Origin of the sequence: Methylomonas rapida (assembly GCF_024360925.2) — a bacterium.
Taxonomy (GTDB): domain Bacteria; phylum Pseudomonadota; class Gammaproteobacteria; order Methylococcales; family Methylomonadaceae; genus Methylomonas; species Methylomonas rapida.
In genome coordinates this window covers 3,860,518-3,877,042 of record NZ_CP113517.1, presented here as the reverse complement: position 1 = coordinate 3,877,042, position 16,525 = coordinate 3,860,518, and the positions used below count along the sequence as shown (strand labels likewise).

Genomic DNA, 16,525 nt, shown 5'->3' with positions numbered 1-16,525 from the left:
CAATGCTATGCTCATGACGCCAGCGCCGACATGTCTGTTTATTCCAAGAGGAGTCGAGGCGCTGATTACCCTAATTACTCTAGCCGCACTCTATGAGACAACCAATTTCCCTTCGCTTACCGACTCATGAGTAACGACACGTTGCAAATTCGGCGCATTGGCATCGACACCTACCACGAAAATGTAGCGTATTTGAATAGGGAATGCGCGATTTACAGGGCCGAAGGTTTTCAGGCATTGTCGAAAATCAAGGTTTGTGCCAACGGCGCCAAGGTATTGGCCGTGCTCAATGTGGTTGACGACAGTTCCATTGTGCTGCCCGGCGAGCTTGGACTTTCCGAGCAGGCGTTCAATCAGTTGAACATCGCCGAGAAAGCCCTGGTGACCGTCGAGCATGCCGAGGCACCCGAATCGATGGACGCGGTAAGACGCAAGATCAATGGCGAACGTTTAAGCCAGGAGGATTTCGACAGTATTACCAAAGACATCGTCGATACCCGTTATTCAAAGATGGAAATGGCGGCTTTTTTGGTGGCGACTGGACAAAACAACCTCGACCGCGACGAACTGCTGTATTTGACTCGCGCAATGCTGGAATCGGGCGAGCGCATGAACTGGCATGAAGCGTTGGTCGCAGACAAACATTGCATCGGTGGCATACCGGGTAACCGGACTTCGATGCTGGTCGTGCCCATCGTGGCTGCCCACGGTATGTTGATTCCCAAGACCTCGAGCCGTGCGATCACTTCGCCGGCGGGAACAGCCGATACCATGGAAGTGTTGGCGGAAGTCAACCTGCAGCCGGAGCATCTGCATGACATCGTGCGCCAATATCGCGGCTGCCTGGCCTGGGGCGGTACCGCCAAACTGGCGCCGGTCGACGATTTGCTGATTTCGGTCGAAAGACCTCTCGGTATTGACTCACAAGGGCAGATGGTGGCCTCGATCCTGTCGAAGAAATTGGCTGCCGGTTCCTCGCACTTGTTGATCGATATCCCGGTTGGACCGACCGCAAAAGTCAGATACATGCGGCAAGCCTTGGCGTTACGCAAATTGTTCGAATTCGTCGGCGATCGGCTGAATCTTCATCTGGAAGTCATGATCACCGATGGTCGCCAGCCTATTGGCCTCGGCATAGGACCCGTGCTGGAGGCGCGCGATATCATGAAAGTGTTGGAAAACAATCCCGACGCGCCATTCGATTTGCGCCAAAAATCTTTGCAATTAGCCGGACGGATCATCGAATTCGATCCAGATGTCAGAGGCGGACAGGGGTATGCGATTGCGCGAGACATCCTCGACTCTGGAAGGGCCATGGCGAAAATGAACGATTTAATCCAGGCACAAGGCGCGAAGCCGATCGATTTGACGCCCGGTACTCTATGTCATGAGGTATTGTCTGAACAAGACGGCGTAGTGACACATATCGATAATTTCCAGATGGCCAAAATCGCCCGTATCGCCGGCGCGCCAATGGATAAAAAGGCAGGCGTGGATTTATTGAAAAAACTCGGCGATAAAGTTCATGAAGGCGAGCCGATTTACCGTATTCATGCCGAATTTCCGGCCGACTTCAAGTTCGCACAAAAACTTGCGGTCGGCGACAGCGGCTATACGATCGGTAATGAAGAACATATCTTGAAACCCCTGGTGCCTTTTTATTGAACATGTTGCTGCTCGCTTTTCCCGATTATTGCGCACCTAGCCAAAGGTTGGCCGAAAAGTTCAATATTCCATGCGAGCGCGTCGAGGTGCATCACTTTCCCGATGGCGAAAGTCTCATTCGGCTGCCGGTTGACTTGCCCGAGCACGTTATCGTTTGCCGCAGTCTGAACCAGCCCAATGATAAATTGATCGAATTGTTGTTATTTGCGCGCACCGCCAGAGAGCTGGGCGCCAAGCGCCTGACACTGGTCGCGCCGTACTTGTGTTACATGCGTCAGGACGTTGCCAACCGACCGGGCGAGGCGGTTAGCCAGCGCATCATCGGCGAACTGCTGGCCGAACTGTTCGATGACGTCGTCACCGTAGATCCGCATTTGCATCGCATTTCCCGTCTGCGGCAGGCGATTCCTTTGGATAACGCGATCAGTATTTCCGCAAGCCCCACGCTCAGCGAATTTCTCCGCAATCGCTTCGATAAGGCGTTGTTATTGGGGCCGGATAGCGAATCCGAACAATGGGTGGCCGGCATCGCGGACGTCATTGGCTTCGATTATGCCGTTGCCGATAAGATACGGCGTGGCGACCGTGAGGTCGAAATCACCTTGCCTGACTTGGACTTTACTCGGCAGGACGTCGTCATCGTCGATGACATGGCCAGCACAGGTCGAACCATGGCCAGGACGGTAGCCTTGCTGCAAGCAGCAGGTGCAGGGGCGGTATATGCCGTGGTCATTCATCCCTTGTTCTGCGGCGATGCCGAAATGCTGATTCGAGCCGCCGGCGCCAGGGCCATCTGGAGCACAGACAGCATTGAGCATCACACCTCCTGCATCAGGCTGGATGAGCTGCTAAGTTCCGCGCTCAAAGCACTTCCATAGCTTTTTGGGTTCCAGCGATCGGGTCGAGGCTCTGACTGGGTTTGTCAGGATTCTGCTGCTTCAAATGCAGAATTGGTTCATTTCTTTCCAGTGTTGATTGAACCTAACGGCAGTAAGCCCATGAAAATCACAAAATACACGAAAGAAATCATTGTGCTATGAAGCTTATCGATTCACCTGTTCGATGCTGCTCTTAGCTCTTAGGCGTGATAACTGTTTGAGACTTTTCGTGATTTTCGTGGACCAAATGATTTTTCTAGGTTGAATGCCATGTCGGAATCGATGATAGGAAAGCCATTCCTGTGATCAAACGCTTTCTTGCCTCGTATTCGGGAGACGTGCCTGTGTCACATTTGGCGAAATACTGAAAAGTATGGCTAAATAATTCCAACACGGGTGGTTTGATAAGTGTCAAGGAAGTTGGGCTGAATCAATCCGAGTGTATTGTGGTTTTGTTGCTGGGGGATAATGATGCAAGGTTCTTTGAATGCTGGTGTTCGATGGGGAGTGTATGCGTTTACCAGCTTCTGGGGCGCTTATTTATTGTTTCAACTCGAGCCTTTGATCGGCAAATTCATATTGCCCTGGTTCGGGGGGAGTCCTGCGGTATGGATTACCTGCATGCTGTTCTTTCAGGTTTTGCTGCTGGCCGGTTATGCCTATGCCCACCTCAATTTGGAACATTTTCCGGTTCGGCGTCAGGGGGTGCTACATGCGGCTTTTTTGTTGCTTGCGTTGTTCACGTTGCCGGTGACTCCCGAGCAATCGTTCAAGCCCGATAGCAGCGAACAGCCTACCTTGAATATTCTGCTGCTGTTGCTGAGCAGTATCGGTTTACCCTTTTTCATTCTCTCCACCACCAGCCCCTTGCTGCAAGCCTGGATTGTTCGCATCAACCCTTATCGCTCCCCTTACACGTTGTATGCCTTGTCCAATTTTGGCTCCTTGCTGGCGCTATTGAGCTACCCCTTTGTATTCGAGCCTTATTTTAAACTGGGGCAGCAAACCCTGGGTTGGTCGGCGGGCTTTGTGATTTATGTGCTGTTAAGCGCGGGTATCGCGTTGGATTTTCGGCGCCTGGCCAAGGCCGAAGCCATCGTGGCCACGCCGATGGCGCTAGACGATGAAACGCGGATCGCCGATCGATTGTCGCCCACAATGTTATGGCTTTTATGGTTGGTATTGCCCGCGGCCACCTCGGCTTTGTTGTTGGCGGTCACCAATCAGCTTTGCCAGGATGTGGCGAGCGTTCCGTTTCTATGGATCGTGCCGCTGAGTTTGTATGTGATTTCGTTTATTTTTTGTTTCGCCCGCCATGATTGGTATCAGCGGCGTATTTTTATCCCGGCACTATTCGTCGCAGCCATTGCCTTGATCGGAGTACTTTACGGCGGCGGAAGATTTACCTTGGAAGCGCAAGTCGGTATTTATGGTGCTGGCTTGTTTTTTTGCTGCATGACTTGTCACGGCGAACTTTATCGCTTGCGGCCCCAGCCGAGTCAATTGACGGCTTATTATCTGGTGATTTCCACAGGCGGTGCATTGGGTGGCATCTTTGTCGCGCTGCTCGCGCCGCAGGTGTTTCCGTTGTATTTTGAATTCCATATCGCCTTGTTTGCCTGCTGTCTGCTGACACTGTTTGCGATTGGCGTGGAAAGTCAGTTATTGGAGCGCAAGAGGCGACGGCCGCTGGTCTGGTTGCTGGCCGGCGCGGGCTTGATCTGGTTGGGCGGTAATCTGGCCAATCATGCCTTTCAGACGGCGGCAGAAAAAACCCGGGTCAATCGCAATTTTTACGGTGTCCTGCGCGTGGAAGATCGTGCCGTTGAAAACCCGACCTTGGCTAAGCGTTTATTGCGGCATGGCGCCATCGATCATGGTTTTCAGTTTTTGGCGCCCGAAAAGCAACAGTTGCCGACGGCCTATTACGGCAATGAATCGGGGGTAGGTTTGGCGCTGACACATTTTGCGCGCGCGGATGGGCGCCGGATTGGCGTGGTTGGACTCGGCACCGGTACTTTGCTGACATACGGTAAAGCGAATGATTATTTTCGTATCTATGACATCGACCCCGCAGTGGTCGAATTGGCGCAGACTTACTTCAGCTACATCAAGAATACGGCCGCCCGCTACGACATCGTCGTGTCCGATGCGCGCTTGGCAATGGAGCGTGAAGCACCACAAGCATTCGATATATTGGTTTTGGATGCTTTCAGCGGCGATGCAATTCCGATGCACTTGCTGACCGAGCAGGCGCTGCAGTTGTATTTGCGCCACTTACGCCCCGATGGCGTATTGGCCATTCATATTACCAATCATTATTTGGATTTAAGACCCTTGGTGAGCGGTATGGCCAAGCGCGCCGGCTATGCGTATTTGCTGGTGCAATCAGAACCTTCCGAGGAATTGGGCTGGTATCGTGCCGATTGGGCGCTGCTCAGCAAGAACCAGAGCTTCATGCAGCAACCGGTTTTGCAGAAATTCAAGGAAATGAGTGCGGCACCCGTGGAAAGTATCATTTGGACCGACGATTTTTCCAATATGTTTCGCTTATTGAAATAAATCGGGCTATCGCCTATTTTTTGCGGCAGAAAACAACCTGATTCCTTCAATCCCAGGAGGTGACACTATGAAAACTGCGATAGCACTGGGTCTGCTTGGTTTATTGTCATTGGTATTATTCATTCGGCCGAATACCGATGAAACGGTGTCTGATTATGACGTTTATCAATACGTCAAGGAATGTAAGGCCGAGCTGGGGATCACGCGTGACTTGCCGGTATTGTCCTGTTTGGATGGTAAGCAGGTGCCGATTTATGTCAATAAGCAGGAAATCAAAGAAGACAACTGGGGACTGCTTTCCAAGGCTAAAAAATGCGATAACCCGCATTGGTTAGGCGGAGATCAAGGCTGCTGGACTTATTCACATCTCCAAGTCCTGAATCTGGACGAGCAAAACATCATGATTTTGAACTGCCGGCAAAAAGGCAGCCAAGCGGAAAAAAATTGGTTTCGCCAAACCGAAGCCAATCTGGGCATGAATCAGGAGCAAAGAAAAAAACAGTTTGAGAAAGCACCGCTTGCCGAAAAAAAAGAATTGTATTACCTGTACAACACCTTCAACGACATAGGCATTATTTTACGGAATAAGACTACCGGAAAAAGCTGTTATGTCACTCAATATGGCGATGCGGTAGTCGGATTCTTGCCGCCTCTGGACAAGCCATTGCCGCCAAAAGACGCATACTTGAGTCGATATAATCCGGAGCAAGCCAAGCCACCCAAGGGGTTTCCCGAAGAGCTTTGGTATCGCGATGCCAATCAGGCGTTCAAATCGCCGGCGTTTACCGCGTCGGCCGGCTGTGTCGGTTGCCACAATGCGCACGGTGTCAAATACAGCCCTTATATCAATTCTAAACATGGCTTGCCTGATATACGGGAAATGGCCAAGTTACCGTTTTTACCCGTGGGTGAACCGTTCAAGGATTATTTTTATACTCATGACATCGTACAGGTGACGACCGAGCCGATAGACGGCGCCAAACAGCTTTGTACCAGCTGCCATAACATGACGAGTTCGGGGACTTGCGGTTATCTGATTGATTCGGCGACCAATCATCCCAATACGGCGTTGAGTGCTTGGATGACAACCAGTTCGCGCAATAGCTGGATGCCTCCCGTCGATGTCGATTTGGCCCTATACAAAAAGCACGTGGCAGCGATGAAATGCTGTTGCGACAATCCACAGGCGAAAGGTTGTAAAACCCGGAAATTTGGTCCGACTTTAGCCGATTTGCCGGAAGACTTTGCCGAAGGGAAGGGCTGGGTGGAAGGACAGGAGCCGGGGCTCTGCCAGAGCACGATGGATAGCGTACAGTGGAATGCGGAGAAGTTTTAGTGGCGAGGTTGGGTTAACCGGTCAAGAAGCTGTTGATCGCAAAGCCGCCGCCAAAGCTGAATATGAAATAAAACGAGGCCATCACGATGCCGGCCATCAAATTGATGTCGAGGGCTTTTTTGTAGATTTCGGCGATCATCGCCCAATTCCATGCCAAAGCGAGCAACAGCGAGCCATAACCCCACCAGTTCTCGGCGACGGTGGCCCAAAACACGATGGGGATTATCACGATAGCTACTACATTTTCAGAAAACAATATGGCCGAGGCGACTTGTGCGTAGAATTGCGTCGAACCATTGAGCCAAAGCGTAAAAGCGATAAACCCCAGGTTTAATAAGATTTCGATCAATACTTCCGAAATCGATTCGATGTCATCCGTCATATTGAAATGGATGAAACATAAAATCAGAAAGTTAAAAATCAGGTTGTTTTTAAAAAAGGTTGCGGACTTGGGTAACTGCAATGGCGAGACATCAAACCAGCACAGCGGCAGATACTGTTTGATAAGGTCCATGACGCGCCCCGTTTACTGGAATCAGTATTCCTCTTCTGTTTGCAGGTCGTAGTGGGCTTGATAGTCCTGGTGCTGGCTGCGGCTGAACTGATCGTTCAAGGCCTGCACCAGATCCTTGGTTTGTTCCATTAAGCCATTCAACTTTTTGCGGTTTTTCTTGTTGTCCCCAACAGGTTTGGTGATCGGCAGCAACATGCGCCAGAAGGTCAGGCTTTTTTCAAATAATCCCGACAAATCTTCGCTCAGGTTCAGCTGTTTCTGGCGCTTATGCAGCTGCTTGATGATGAATTTGGCATGCACCTTACTGACCAGAAGATGCAGCGGGGTCATGATCGCGATCAAGCCGACGATAATGGCCGGACCGATGATGGGGTCGAAAAACAGATCAAGGATGCCCACGGCGATTTCGGCAAACAAAATCAGCATGATTACGAAGCTGAGAATGATCAAGGTCGTGGCGTTGCTGCGTTCTTTCCAGCTTACCAGCGCGCTTTCGACTTCATCCATGACCACGTCGTCGACCGAGCGGATGCTTGTTTCCAACGCGTCCAACACGCGATAGGAACGGTCGCTGTTCAGATTGTTGATGCGTTGTTCGATCAATGATGTATTGCCGTTTTGCGACAGAACCACGAATTGGCCGGTGAAAATACCAAAGTCGTTCAATCGTCTTTGCCACGATGCAATGATTTCGTGGATTTTGTTTTCATCCAGGTTCAGTTCGAAGTGATCGATCACGTAGAGAAACTTGTTGGTATCCTGATGTTTGACGATACCGGCAATCGTATCTTTGTTGAATTCCGGATCGGTATCGAACAAATCGGTAAACACCAATACCAGATCGGAAATGGCAATCACGTGTTGTCTGAGCTTGGTGTTGGCGACGTTTTCCGCGGCCGGATTCAGTACCGGGGTGTCTATGATCAGTTTGTTTTTCAGTTTATTGCTATGGACGGTGACGAGTTCCAGATAGCTGTTGATCTTACTGCCTTCACCGGGACGGGCTTGTTCGATTTCGCGGCTGATCTTATAAAAGGGCAGGCGATGATCGGCATCCAGCGCGGTGCCGGGTAGCGTGGCACTGTTGGTCTGCGGGGTGTACTGCAACACCGTGAACTTGTGGCGGGTGGTGTGTAAATGCGCGTCGAGAAAACGATCGATGAATTCGGACTTCGCGGGCGAATAACCGCCCAGGGTGCTGATCAACGGCCACCAAGAACACCGGCGGGCGGTGGTCTCATCGTTATCCAGCAAGCCCAGTTCAAATTCCAGGTCATCCAATTCTTGAAAGACTTTTACGGCTTTCTGTAACACAGGGTCCGTCGAAGCAAATTGTTTTTCAAGATTCATCAGATGTTTGCTTACCATTTTATCTGCCATGAGATTAAACCCTGCCGTGTTGAAAAAGGTTGAGTGTAGTGAAGGGAGTATACACCGATGCTTTCGGCAGATAAAAGTTCTAGGGGTTTTGAGTTTTTACTCCGGTATGTCGAGTTCTTTCAATTTGCGCGTCAGGGTGTTGCGGCCATAGCCCAGCATGAGTGCGGCCTCGTGTTTTCTGCCGTGGGTATGCTGCAAGGCGGTTTGAATCAACAGTGTTTCGACGCTGGCGATGGCGTGTTTGGCGATATCCTGTTTACCGGCCGCCAATTCTTGCTTGATCCAGCGCTGCAGCAGGCTTTCCCAGTCGTTGTGAACGGATTCGCCGCCAGTGTCCAGCGGGTTTTGGCTGAGTTCGGGCGGCAAATCCTCGATATGAATTTCGCGTCCAGAGGCCATCACGGTGAGCCAGCGACAGGTATTTTCCAGCTGGCGCACGTTGCCAGGCCACTTTAACTTGCTGAGGAAAGCTTCGGTTTCGGGTTTCAGGGTTTTGACTTCGGTACCCAGTTCCTTCGCGCTTTGATAGAGGAAATGTCTCATCAACAGTCCAATGTCTTCGCTACGCTCGCGTAGCGGCGGAATATGGATGCGGATGACATTCAGGCGGTGAAACAAGTCTTCCCGGAAGCGGCCTTGCGCCACCAAGGCTTCCAGGTTTTGGTGGGTGGCGGCAATGATGCGGACATTGACCTTGATCGGCGCATGCGCGCCGACCGGATAGAATTCATTGTCCGCCAAGACTCGCAGCAGGCGCGTTTGCAGTTCCGCCGGCATATCGCCGATCTCGTCCAGGAACAAGGTGCCGTTATTCGCTTGTTCGAAACGACCAACCCGCCGGGCTTGGGCGCCCGTAAACGCGCCTTTCTCGTGACCGAATAGCTCGGACTCCATCAGGTCCCTGGGGATGGCGGCCATGTTCAACGCCACGAAGGGCTGATCGGCTCGCGGGCTGTGCCGGTGCAGGGCCTTGGCGACCAGTTCCTTGCCGGTACCGGATTCGCCATTGATCAGTACCGTGATGTGCGAGCGCGCCAATCGGCCGATGGCGCGAAAAACCTCTTGCATGGCGGGCGCTTCGCCGATGATTTCAGGCGTTTCTCCGATACCTTCTGGCGGTGCTTGTTTGTCGTTTTGTTGCTTGCCGTGAATGCAGGCACGGTGAACCGTTTCGACGACTTCGTTGATGTCGAAGGGTTTGGGCAAGTATTCGAAAGCGCCGCCATGAAAAGCCGACACCGCGCTTTCCAGATCGGAGTGGGCGGTCATGATGATGACGGGTAAGGCCGGATGCTCGTGCTGAATTTTTTTCAGCAGCGCGAATCCGTCCATGCCGGGCATGCGAATATCGGTAATCAGGACTTGCGGCAATTCCAGCGCCAGTTCCTTTAATAAATCGGCGGCATTGGCAAAACAACGAGTCTCGATATTGGCTTTCTGCAGGGCTTTTTCCAGCACCCAACGTATCGATTTGTCGTCATCGACAACCCAGACTTTATCTGGCAATGGCATGAGTGTCTCCCTAACTTAGACGAACAAGGATTGAAACATTAGTATGTCGATACTGTCTTTTCGGCTTCGCCGACTATGGGTAAATAAATCGAGAATACCGTATTTCCCGGCTCGCTCTCACATTCAATCAGGCCGTTATGCTGATTGATCAAGGATTGAGCAATCGATAAGCCCAGGCCCGTGCCTTCGGCCCGGCCGGTAATCATTGGATAAAAAATTTGTCCCATCAAACCGGGGGCAATGCCGGGGCCGTTATCGATGATGTCGACTTTTACCGCCAGTTTATAGCGTTTGCGGCCTATGGTCATATGCCGCTGGATACGCGTTCTGAGGGTGATCTTTCCAGTGGATTGCAGCGCCTGTATCGCGTTGCGGACGATGTTCAAAAAGGCTTGAATCAGCTGGTTCTTGTCGGCAAACAATTCCGGGATGCTGGGGTCGTAATCGGTCATCAATTTGATGTCGCTGCCGGCCTCGGCCGTTACCAATTGTCTGACCCTTTCCAGTACCTCGTGGATGTTCAACAAGTGTTTATGAGCCGGCTTGTTAGGTCCCAGCATTTTGTCCATCAACTCTTGCAGGCGATCGGATTCGGCGATGATGATCTGGGTGTACTCCTTCAGTTCCGGATCGCGTAATTCCAGATCCAATAACTGTGCGGCTCCACGCAAGCCGCCCAATGGATTTTTGATCTCGTGGGCGAGGCCCCTGACCAGCATCCGGCTGGTATTTTGCTGCGCCAGCAGTTGTTCTTCCTTGGTGATGCGCAAATGCCGGTCGACTTGTTGCAATTCGATCAGGATTTCGCAAAGTTCACCGTCTTCCAATATCGGCGTCGCACTCAAGTTTACGGTAATCGACTGGTTCAATGATTCCAGTATCAATTCTCTGTCAACCAATGGTTCGTGCTGATTCAACCGCTGTTGTAAGTCGGTGAATAAGCCTTGGTGCGCGGTCTTAAAGAGCTTCTGCGCCGGATTGCCCAGCAAATGCTTGGCGCTGTCGGCGAACAGCATTTCGCCGGCCGGATTGATGTAAATCAAGCGAAAATCCTTGTTGAATAACAGGATTGCCGCGTTGAGGTGGTCGAGTATTCTTTTGTGCACGTGATTTAAGGTTCGAGTGATCTAAAAATTTTCCAGCAATTTACACGCCAATCATAATGCTTCGTTCTGACTTGGGGCAGGAAAGATTATTGCTGGGCACAATGCACAAATATGGTGCATTTTGCCGTTTTGTGCTCAATTTTGGTGCGATCTGTCGATACGGTGCACGCATGGCGGATTTTCCTTGCCTTGTATTCGCTGTATTGCCGGTCAATGGGGGTTGTTTCTCCGACAGGTTTTCCTTGGTATCTTATTGACAACTACTTGCAGGCCACAGCGGATTCGCGCCGAAAAATGGAGTGTATCTCCCAGCAGCCGTGCAACAACACCGCCTGTCTGTGCTAATCAGTCAGGGCTTGGGAGTGGACGCTTTTAGTAGATGTTTCCTTTGAATAGGCAGGGCCATGCCATTGGAATATACCGCCGATTTTCGTTTCTACGCGGAATTGAATGATTTTTTGCCGCCGTCACGGCGCAAGCGGGATTTGGCCTATCGTTTCAATGGTCATCCCGGTATCAAGGACCCCATAGAAGTCTTTGGTGTGCCTCATACCGAGGTGGCACTGATTATCGTCAATGGCCACTCGGTGGGGTTCGATTATCAATTGCGGGCTAACGATCGCGTCGCGGTCTATCCTGTTTTCAAACAGCTAAATATGTTGCCATTGGCCAGATTGCGTGAAAGCATCAGTGGGCCTCCCCGTTTCATCGTCGACGTCAACTTGGGCAAACTTGCCAAGCGTATGCGTTTGTTGGGTTTCGATAGCTTGTATCGCAATGATTATCGCGATGCCGAGGTGGCAAACATCGCCGAGAATCAGCAGCGCATCGTATTGACCCGCGACAGGCGCTTGTTGTTTGCCAAACGCATTACCCAGGGCTATTGGGTGCGCGCGGTTACGGTAGAGCATCAGGTGGAAGAAGTCATCCGGCGCTTCGATTTGTATGATGTCATCCAGCCGTTCGCGCGTTGTCTGATGTGTAATGGCGTGCTGGTGCCCGTCGCCAAAGCGGATGTCTTGGAGCAGTTGCAACCCAAAACCAAACTTTATTATGACGATTTTTATCGCTGCGACGATTGTCGGCGGATTTATTGGCAAGGTTCTCATATCGACGATATGAGACAACGCTTTGCCATTCTTCTGGCACGCTGATAGTGTCATTTTGGGTCATGCACTTAGCGCTGATAAGTGCCAATCAATTCTGCTTTTTCGATGACATGACCAGCCATGGCGGCTTCCAATTGCGCTTTAGTGGGATGATGCAAATTTGGCAATTCGATATCCAGCGCGTAGAGCTTGTGGAAATAGCGATGGCGGCCAATCGGGGGGCAGGGGCCACCGTAGCCGGTCTTTCCCCAGTCGTTTTTTCCTGGCAAGGCGCCTAGCGGCAAGTCAGATGCGTCTAAGGCCCGGGGTAGTCCGGTTGCGGAGACTGGAATGTTGTACAAAATCCAATGCACCCAAGTCATTTTGGGGTTGGCGGGATCCGGTGCATCGGGATCATCGATGATTAACGCCAGGCTTTTGGCATGCGCGGGTACGCCAGACCAGGACAATGCCGGCGAGCTGTCGTTGCCGTCACAGGTAAGGGTTTGCGGAATTTCACCCTGATGAACAAAGTCTTTTGAACTTAGGCTGAGTGCCATATTGGGTTCTCCTTCGGCCCGAACGGACGCGACATAAAAAAGGCAGCCTGTCGCAATCACAAGGCGGATGAACAAGCCGGATTTGCTGGAAACCATCGTTGACCTCGATAAGGGTAGCTATTTTCGAAAATCGCATTAAACTGAGCCTAGGCGATATGCACGAACAATAAACCCAAATCGCTTGACTGGCAATCAGGGAAATGCGTTTCCACGGTTTCCCGAGATTGCAGTTTTGCGCACTATCCGAGTCATGGCGCTCGAGCCAGGAGGTTAGGGTTATGAAAAAAGCAATGCGGCTGATTTTCTGGCTTATCTTGATCGGCATTTTATTGCTGTTGTTTTCCAGCCATGTCATCGCGCAAGACGATTACGAGCGGCAACGGCAGGAATTGGTCGGCGTCATCAAGGAGCACGTAGCATCCACGCGGGATTTCCTGCAACAAGAAACCTTGGATCAGCGAATCTTCAACGTCTTGGGCAAGGTGCCGCGTCATGCTTTCGTGCCGCGTAATCAACGTTCATTCGCCTACGAAAACAGGCCCTTGCCTATCGGGCACGGGCAGACGATATCGCAGCCTTATATCGTGGCCATCATGACCGACCTGTTAAAACCCAAGCCTGGCGATAAAGTGCTGGAAATCGGGACGGGCTCGGGCTATCAGGCGGCTATTTTGGCCGAGCTGGTCGATAGCGTGTATAGCATCGAAATCATCGAAGCGCTGGCCGAGCAAGCGGCCGATAATCTGAAGCAAAGCGGTTATCAGAATGTACATACCCGCATCGGCGATGGTTATTACGGCTGGGAGAGCGCTGCGCCGTTCGATGGCATCGTGGTGACGGCAGTAGCCAGCCACATTCCTCCGCCGCTGATCAAGCAGTTAAAGCCCGGCGGGCGCATGATCATTCCCGTCGGCGCTCCCTTCATGACCCAATATCTGGTGCTGTTGACTAAAGCAGCAGATGGCAGCATCACCACGCGGCAAATTCTGCCGGTCAGTTTTGTGCCATTGACGGGGGCGCACTGAGCCATTAACACCAAGCCGGGCTTGGCAAACTTACTCGCCATCGCCCTGATGTCCTTGTCGGCCATTGCATACGAAGTACTGTTGATGCGCTTGTTTGCGATCATTCAGTGGCATCACTTCGCGTTCATGATCATCAGTCTTGCGCTCTTGGGCTATGGTGTCAGCGGTGTGGTGCTGGCGCTGAATCGCGAGTGGCTGATGCGGCGGTTTGAGCGCGTTTTCGTTGCCAATATGATGTTATTCGGCATCGCCGCGCCGCTTTGTTTTCTATTGGCGCAGGCGGTTCCGTTCAATCCGGCCGAAATGCTGTGGACGCCGGCGCAATGGCTTTATCTATGCGCGATGTATTTATTGCTTGCGATCCCGTTCTTTTTTGCGGCTAATGTCATTGGCTTGGCGTTTTACCGTTACAAGGAGGCGGTGTCTGCTATTTATATGGCCGATCTATTGGGTGCCGGTGCCGGCAGCCTATTGATCATCTTGTTGTTGTTTTTGTTGTTTCCGCAAACGATTCTGTCGGTATTGATGTTATTGGCTGCCGGGGCAGCGTTGATCGTCGGGTGTTACGGCACGCGGGAGAAAACCAGCGAGAGCGCTTTGTGGTTCGGCACGCCAGCGATTCTGGTGATTGCGGTGGTGCTGGTGTTGACGAACGTTACCTCGCTGAATATCTCGCCGTACAAAGGTCAAAACCAGCTATTACGGCTGCCTGGCTCGCGAATCATCGAGCGCTATTCCAGTCCGTTGGGGGAGATCAGCGTGGTCAGTAGCGGCGGTATTCCAGTGCGCCATGCACCAGGCTTGAGCTTGAACGCGACTGCCGAGCCGCCCGAACAATTGGCGGTTTTCATCGATGCGGACAATATGGCCGCCATCACCGCCTTCGATGGCAATTTAACCCGCATCAACTATCTGGACCAAACCACTTCCGCGCTGCCATACCATCTCAAACGGCCCGCCGAGGTTTTGATTCTCGGTGCCGGCACCGGTAGCGACGTTTTACAAGCGCTTTACCATGCCGTAGCGCATATCGACGCGGTTGAACTGAATGCGCAAGTCGTTGATTTGGTGACGGAAAAATACGCGGACTTCGCCGGACATCTTTATGCCAGGCCCCAGGTTTCGGTTCATGTGAATGAGGCACGCGGGTATCTGGCCAGCACCGGCAAAAACTTCGACTTGATCAATTTGTCCTTGCTGGATGGTTTTGGTGCGTCGGCGGCAGGCGTATATTCCTTGGCGGAAAATTATCTCTATACTCGGCAGGCCATTCAGGCCTATCTACGCCATGTCAAGCCAGACGGGTTTTTGAGCATTACGCGCTGGATCAAGGTTCCACCGCGGGATGAGGTCAAATTATTGGCCACGGTGATCGATGCGCTGAAACAGGCCAAGGTGGAAAATCCAAGCCAGCAAATTCTCATGATACGCGGCTGGCAAACCAGCACCTTGCTGATCAAAAACGGTGTCATCTCAGCCGATGAAATCGATAAGGCTGGGCAATTTAGTCGGGTGCGCAGTTTCGATCCGGTGTATTACCCGGGCATCCTCGAGCAGGATGTCAATCGCTTCAATATCCAGCAGCAGCCCTACCTGTATCAGGCCATGACGGCATTATTGGGCGACGATAGCCGTGGGTTTATGGCGGCCTATAAATTCAATGTGGAACCCGCGACGGATGACAAGCCCTATCTGTTTCATTTTTTCAAATGGCGGACTCTGCCGGAAATCCTGTCGTTATGGCGTGGCGGCGGAGGCGTTCTATTAGAAAGCGGTTATTTGCTATTGATGGCTGCCTTGCTGCAGGCAGTCGCGGCAAGTGTTTTATTGATCGTCTTGCCTTTGTGGTTCTGTAAGGCCAAATTGGGCATCGTCCAAGGAGCCAGCGGTCATTTTCGGGTTTTGGGGTATTTCTTTTGCCTAGGTTTGGCTTTTATGTTCATCGAGATTGCCTTCATACAAAAATTCATCCTGATTCTGCATCATCCCTTATATGCGATCACCGTGGTGTTGAGTACCTTCTTGGTCAGCGCGGGGCTGGGTAGCCATTTCTCACCAAAGTGTCTTGGCATTGCAACACGATCGCCGGTGCTATTGCCGGTGGCAGGGATAGCCGCTTTGTGTTTGATATATGTGCTGGGGTTCGATGGCATTGCCGGTTTTGCGTTGGGAATCGGCGTTAGCAGTCGTTATTTGTTGTCGGTGATATTGATCGCGCCATTGGGGTTTTGCATGGGCATGCCATTTCCGCTGGCACTGGCGAAACTGGGGCAGACTTCGCCCGCTTTGATTCCCTGGGCCTGGGGCATCAACGGTTGCGCGTCGGTGATGAGTGCCATTCTGGCGACCTTGCTCGCGATGCAATACGGTTTTACCGTACTGATCATGCTGGCGCTTGTCTTGTATGGCTTGGCTGTGGGGTTTTTCCCTGATCAGGTCGTGCGGGAAACGAGTGCATGACCAGCATGTTGCAAGCCCCCCATTGGGAGCATTTCGAGCACGGCGCGGACATTGGCATCCGCGGTGTCGGAGCCACGTTGGAACAAGCCTTCGCGCAAGCGGCGCTGGCTATGACGGCCGTGATTACCGAGCCGGGAAACGTCGCATCCGTCAGGTCCGTGCTGATCGAATGCCAGGCCCCCGATGCGGAATTGCTGTTTCTCGGTTGGATCAACGAACTCATTTACCAGATGGCGGTGCAAAACCTATTGTTTGGTCAGTATCAAGTGACGATTCTGGACAATCGCTTGACCGCAACAGCCGTTGGCGAAAGCGTAGATCAACAAAAGCATCAGCCCGCCGTCGAGATCAAGGGGGCGACTTTTACCGAATTGAAGGTAGCGCAGCGCGAAGATGGTGCCTGGCTGGCGCAATGTGTCGTCGACGTTTAGGAGACGCA

At 52.0% G+C, this 16,525-nt stretch carries 13 protein-coding genes; 8 read left to right on the top strand and 5 right to left on the bottom strand.

Going from position 1 to position 16,525, the window contains the following annotated elements; translation table 11 throughout:
- The first annotated feature begins 126 nt into the window (after positions 1-126).
- The 4 genes from NM686_RS18225 to NM686_RS18210 all read left to right on the top strand — a co-directional run bounded on the left by NM686_RS18225 (position 127) and on the right by NM686_RS18210 (position 6,441).
- Entirely contained in the window at positions 127-1,665 is a 1,539-nt protein-coding gene (locus NM686_RS18225; RefSeq protein ID WP_255189258.1) for a thymidine phosphorylase family protein, read from the top strand.
- Positions 1,666-1,667: 2 nt separating this feature from the next.
- Positions 1,668-2,543 carry a ribose-phosphate diphosphokinase gene (locus tag NM686_RS18220; protein WP_255189257.1) on the top strand — a complete coding sequence of 292 codons (876 nt, stop codon included), beginning with the start codon at positions 1,668-1,670 and terminating at the stop codon, positions 2,541-2,543.
- A gap of 468 nt (positions 2,544-3,011) precedes the next feature.
- On the top strand, positions 3,012-5,105 hold the full coding sequence (locus NM686_RS18215) for a fused MFS/spermidine synthase (RefSeq protein ID WP_269021886.1): 2,094 nt from the start codon (positions 3,012-3,014) through the stop codon (positions 5,103-5,105).
- Between the two features lie 67 nt (positions 5,106-5,172).
- On the top strand, positions 5,173-6,441 hold the full coding sequence (locus tag NM686_RS18210; RefSeq protein WP_255189255.1) for a hypothetical protein: 1,269 nt from the start codon (positions 5,173-5,175) through the stop codon (positions 6,439-6,441).
- Between the two features lie 13 nt (positions 6,442-6,454).
- Here NM686_RS18210 and NM686_RS18205 read toward each other — a convergent pair whose 3' ends face one another.
- From NM686_RS18205 to glnL, 4 genes are all read right to left on the bottom strand, one after another.
- A complete protein-coding gene (locus NM686_RS18205; RefSeq protein WP_255189254.1) occupies positions 6,455-6,955 on the bottom strand; it encodes a hypothetical protein in 501 nt (166 codons plus the stop codon).
- Between the two features lie 21 nt (positions 6,956-6,976).
- The gene (locus NM686_RS18200; protein WP_255189253.1) at positions 6,977-8,305 is read right to left on the bottom strand and encodes a P-loop NTPase family protein; all 1,329 of its coding nucleotides are present in this window, start codon (positions 8,303-8,305) and stop codon (positions 6,977-6,979) included.
- 126 nt (positions 8,306-8,431) lie between these two features.
- Positions 8,432-9,847: a nitrogen regulation protein NR(I) gene (ntrC, locus tag NM686_RS18195; protein ID WP_255189252.1), complete on the bottom strand. Its 1,416-nt coding sequence runs from the start codon at positions 9,845-9,847 to the stop codon at positions 8,432-8,434.
- A gap of 38 nt (positions 9,848-9,885) precedes the next feature.
- Positions 9,886-10,953, bottom strand: a complete 1,068-nt coding sequence (gene glnL, locus NM686_RS18190) for a nitrogen regulation protein NR(II) (RefSeq protein ID WP_255189251.1) — start codon at positions 10,951-10,953, stop codon at positions 9,886-9,888.
- 404 nt (positions 10,954-11,357) lie between these two features.
- Between glnL and NM686_RS18185 the strand changes: the two genes are divergently transcribed.
- The gene (locus NM686_RS18185; protein ID WP_255189250.1) at positions 11,358-12,107 is read left to right on the top strand and encodes a Mut7-C ubiquitin/RNAse domain-containing protein; all 750 of its coding nucleotides are present in this window, start codon (positions 11,358-11,360) and stop codon (positions 12,105-12,107) included.
- 23 nt (positions 12,108-12,130) lie between these two features.
- Here the strand turns inward: NM686_RS18185 and NM686_RS18180 are convergent, their stop codons facing one another.
- Entirely contained in the window at positions 12,131-12,601 is a 471-nt protein-coding gene (locus NM686_RS18180) for a YbhB/YbcL family Raf kinase inhibitor-like protein (RefSeq protein WP_255189249.1), read from the bottom strand.
- A gap of 200 nt (positions 12,602-12,801) precedes the next feature.
- On the opposite strand from NM686_RS18180, the gene NM686_RS18175 reads away from it, so the two are divergent.
- From NM686_RS18175 to NM686_RS18165, 3 genes are read left to right on the top strand one after another with little or no spacing between them, the layout of a single operon-like run.
- Positions 12,802-13,626, top strand: a complete 825-nt coding sequence (locus NM686_RS18175) for a protein-L-isoaspartate(D-aspartate) O-methyltransferase (protein ID WP_407942363.1) — start codon at positions 12,802-12,804, stop codon at positions 13,624-13,626.
- Between the two features lie 21 nt (positions 13,627-13,647).
- Positions 13,648-16,086: a spermine/spermidine synthase domain-containing protein gene (locus NM686_RS18170; protein WP_255189247.1), complete on the top strand. Its 2,439-nt coding sequence runs from the start codon at positions 13,648-13,650 to the stop codon at positions 16,084-16,086.
- Positions 16,083-16,517 carry an archease gene (locus tag NM686_RS18165; RefSeq protein ID WP_255189246.1) on the top strand — a complete coding sequence of 145 codons (435 nt, stop codon included), beginning with the start codon at positions 16,083-16,085 and terminating at the stop codon, positions 16,515-16,517. Before NM686_RS18170 ends, NM686_RS18165 begins: the two co-directional genes overlap by 4 nt.
- The last annotated feature ends 8 nt before the right edge of the window (positions 16,518-16,525 follow it).

Bases quoted from the DNA above. Each gene is read 5' to 3' on its own strand.
- NM686_RS18220 (WP_255189257.1), top strand. From the start codon at position 1,668: ATGTTGCTGCTCGCTTTTCCCGATTATTGCGCACCTAGCCAAAGGTTG.
- NM686_RS18180 (WP_255189249.1), bottom strand. From the start codon at position 12,601: ATGGCACTCAGCCTAAGTTCAAAAGACTTTGTTCATCAGGGTGAAATT.
- NM686_RS18165 (WP_255189246.1), top strand. From the start codon at position 16,083: ATGACCAGCATGTTGCAAGCCCCCCATTGGGAGCATTTCGAGCACGGC.
- NM686_RS18200 (WP_255189253.1), bottom strand. From the start codon at position 8,305: ATGAATCTTGAAAAACAATTTGCTTCGACGGACCCTGTGTTACAGAAA.
- NM686_RS18210 (WP_255189255.1), top strand. From the start codon at position 5,173: ATGAAAACTGCGATAGCACTGGGTCTGCTTGGTTTATTGTCATTGGTA.
- NM686_RS18175 (WP_407942363.1), top strand. From the start codon at position 12,802: ATGCGTTTCCACGGTTTCCCGAGATTGCAGTTTTGCGCACTATCCGAG.
- NM686_RS18215 (WP_269021886.1), top strand. From the start codon at position 3,012: ATGATGCAAGGTTCTTTGAATGCTGGTGTTCGATGGGGAGTGTATGCG.
- NM686_RS18185 (WP_255189250.1), top strand. From the start codon at position 11,358: ATGCCATTGGAATATACCGCCGATTTTCGTTTCTACGCGGAATTGAAT.
- NM686_RS18205 (WP_255189254.1), bottom strand. From the start codon at position 6,955: ATGGACCTTATCAAACAGTATCTGCCGCTGTGCTGGTTTGATGTCTCG.
- NM686_RS18225 (WP_255189258.1), top strand. From the start codon at position 127: ATGAGTAACGACACGTTGCAAATTCGGCGCATTGGCATCGACACCTAC.
- ntrC (WP_255189252.1), bottom strand. From the start codon at position 9,847: ATGCCATTGCCAGATAAAGTCTGGGTTGTCGATGACGACAAATCGATA.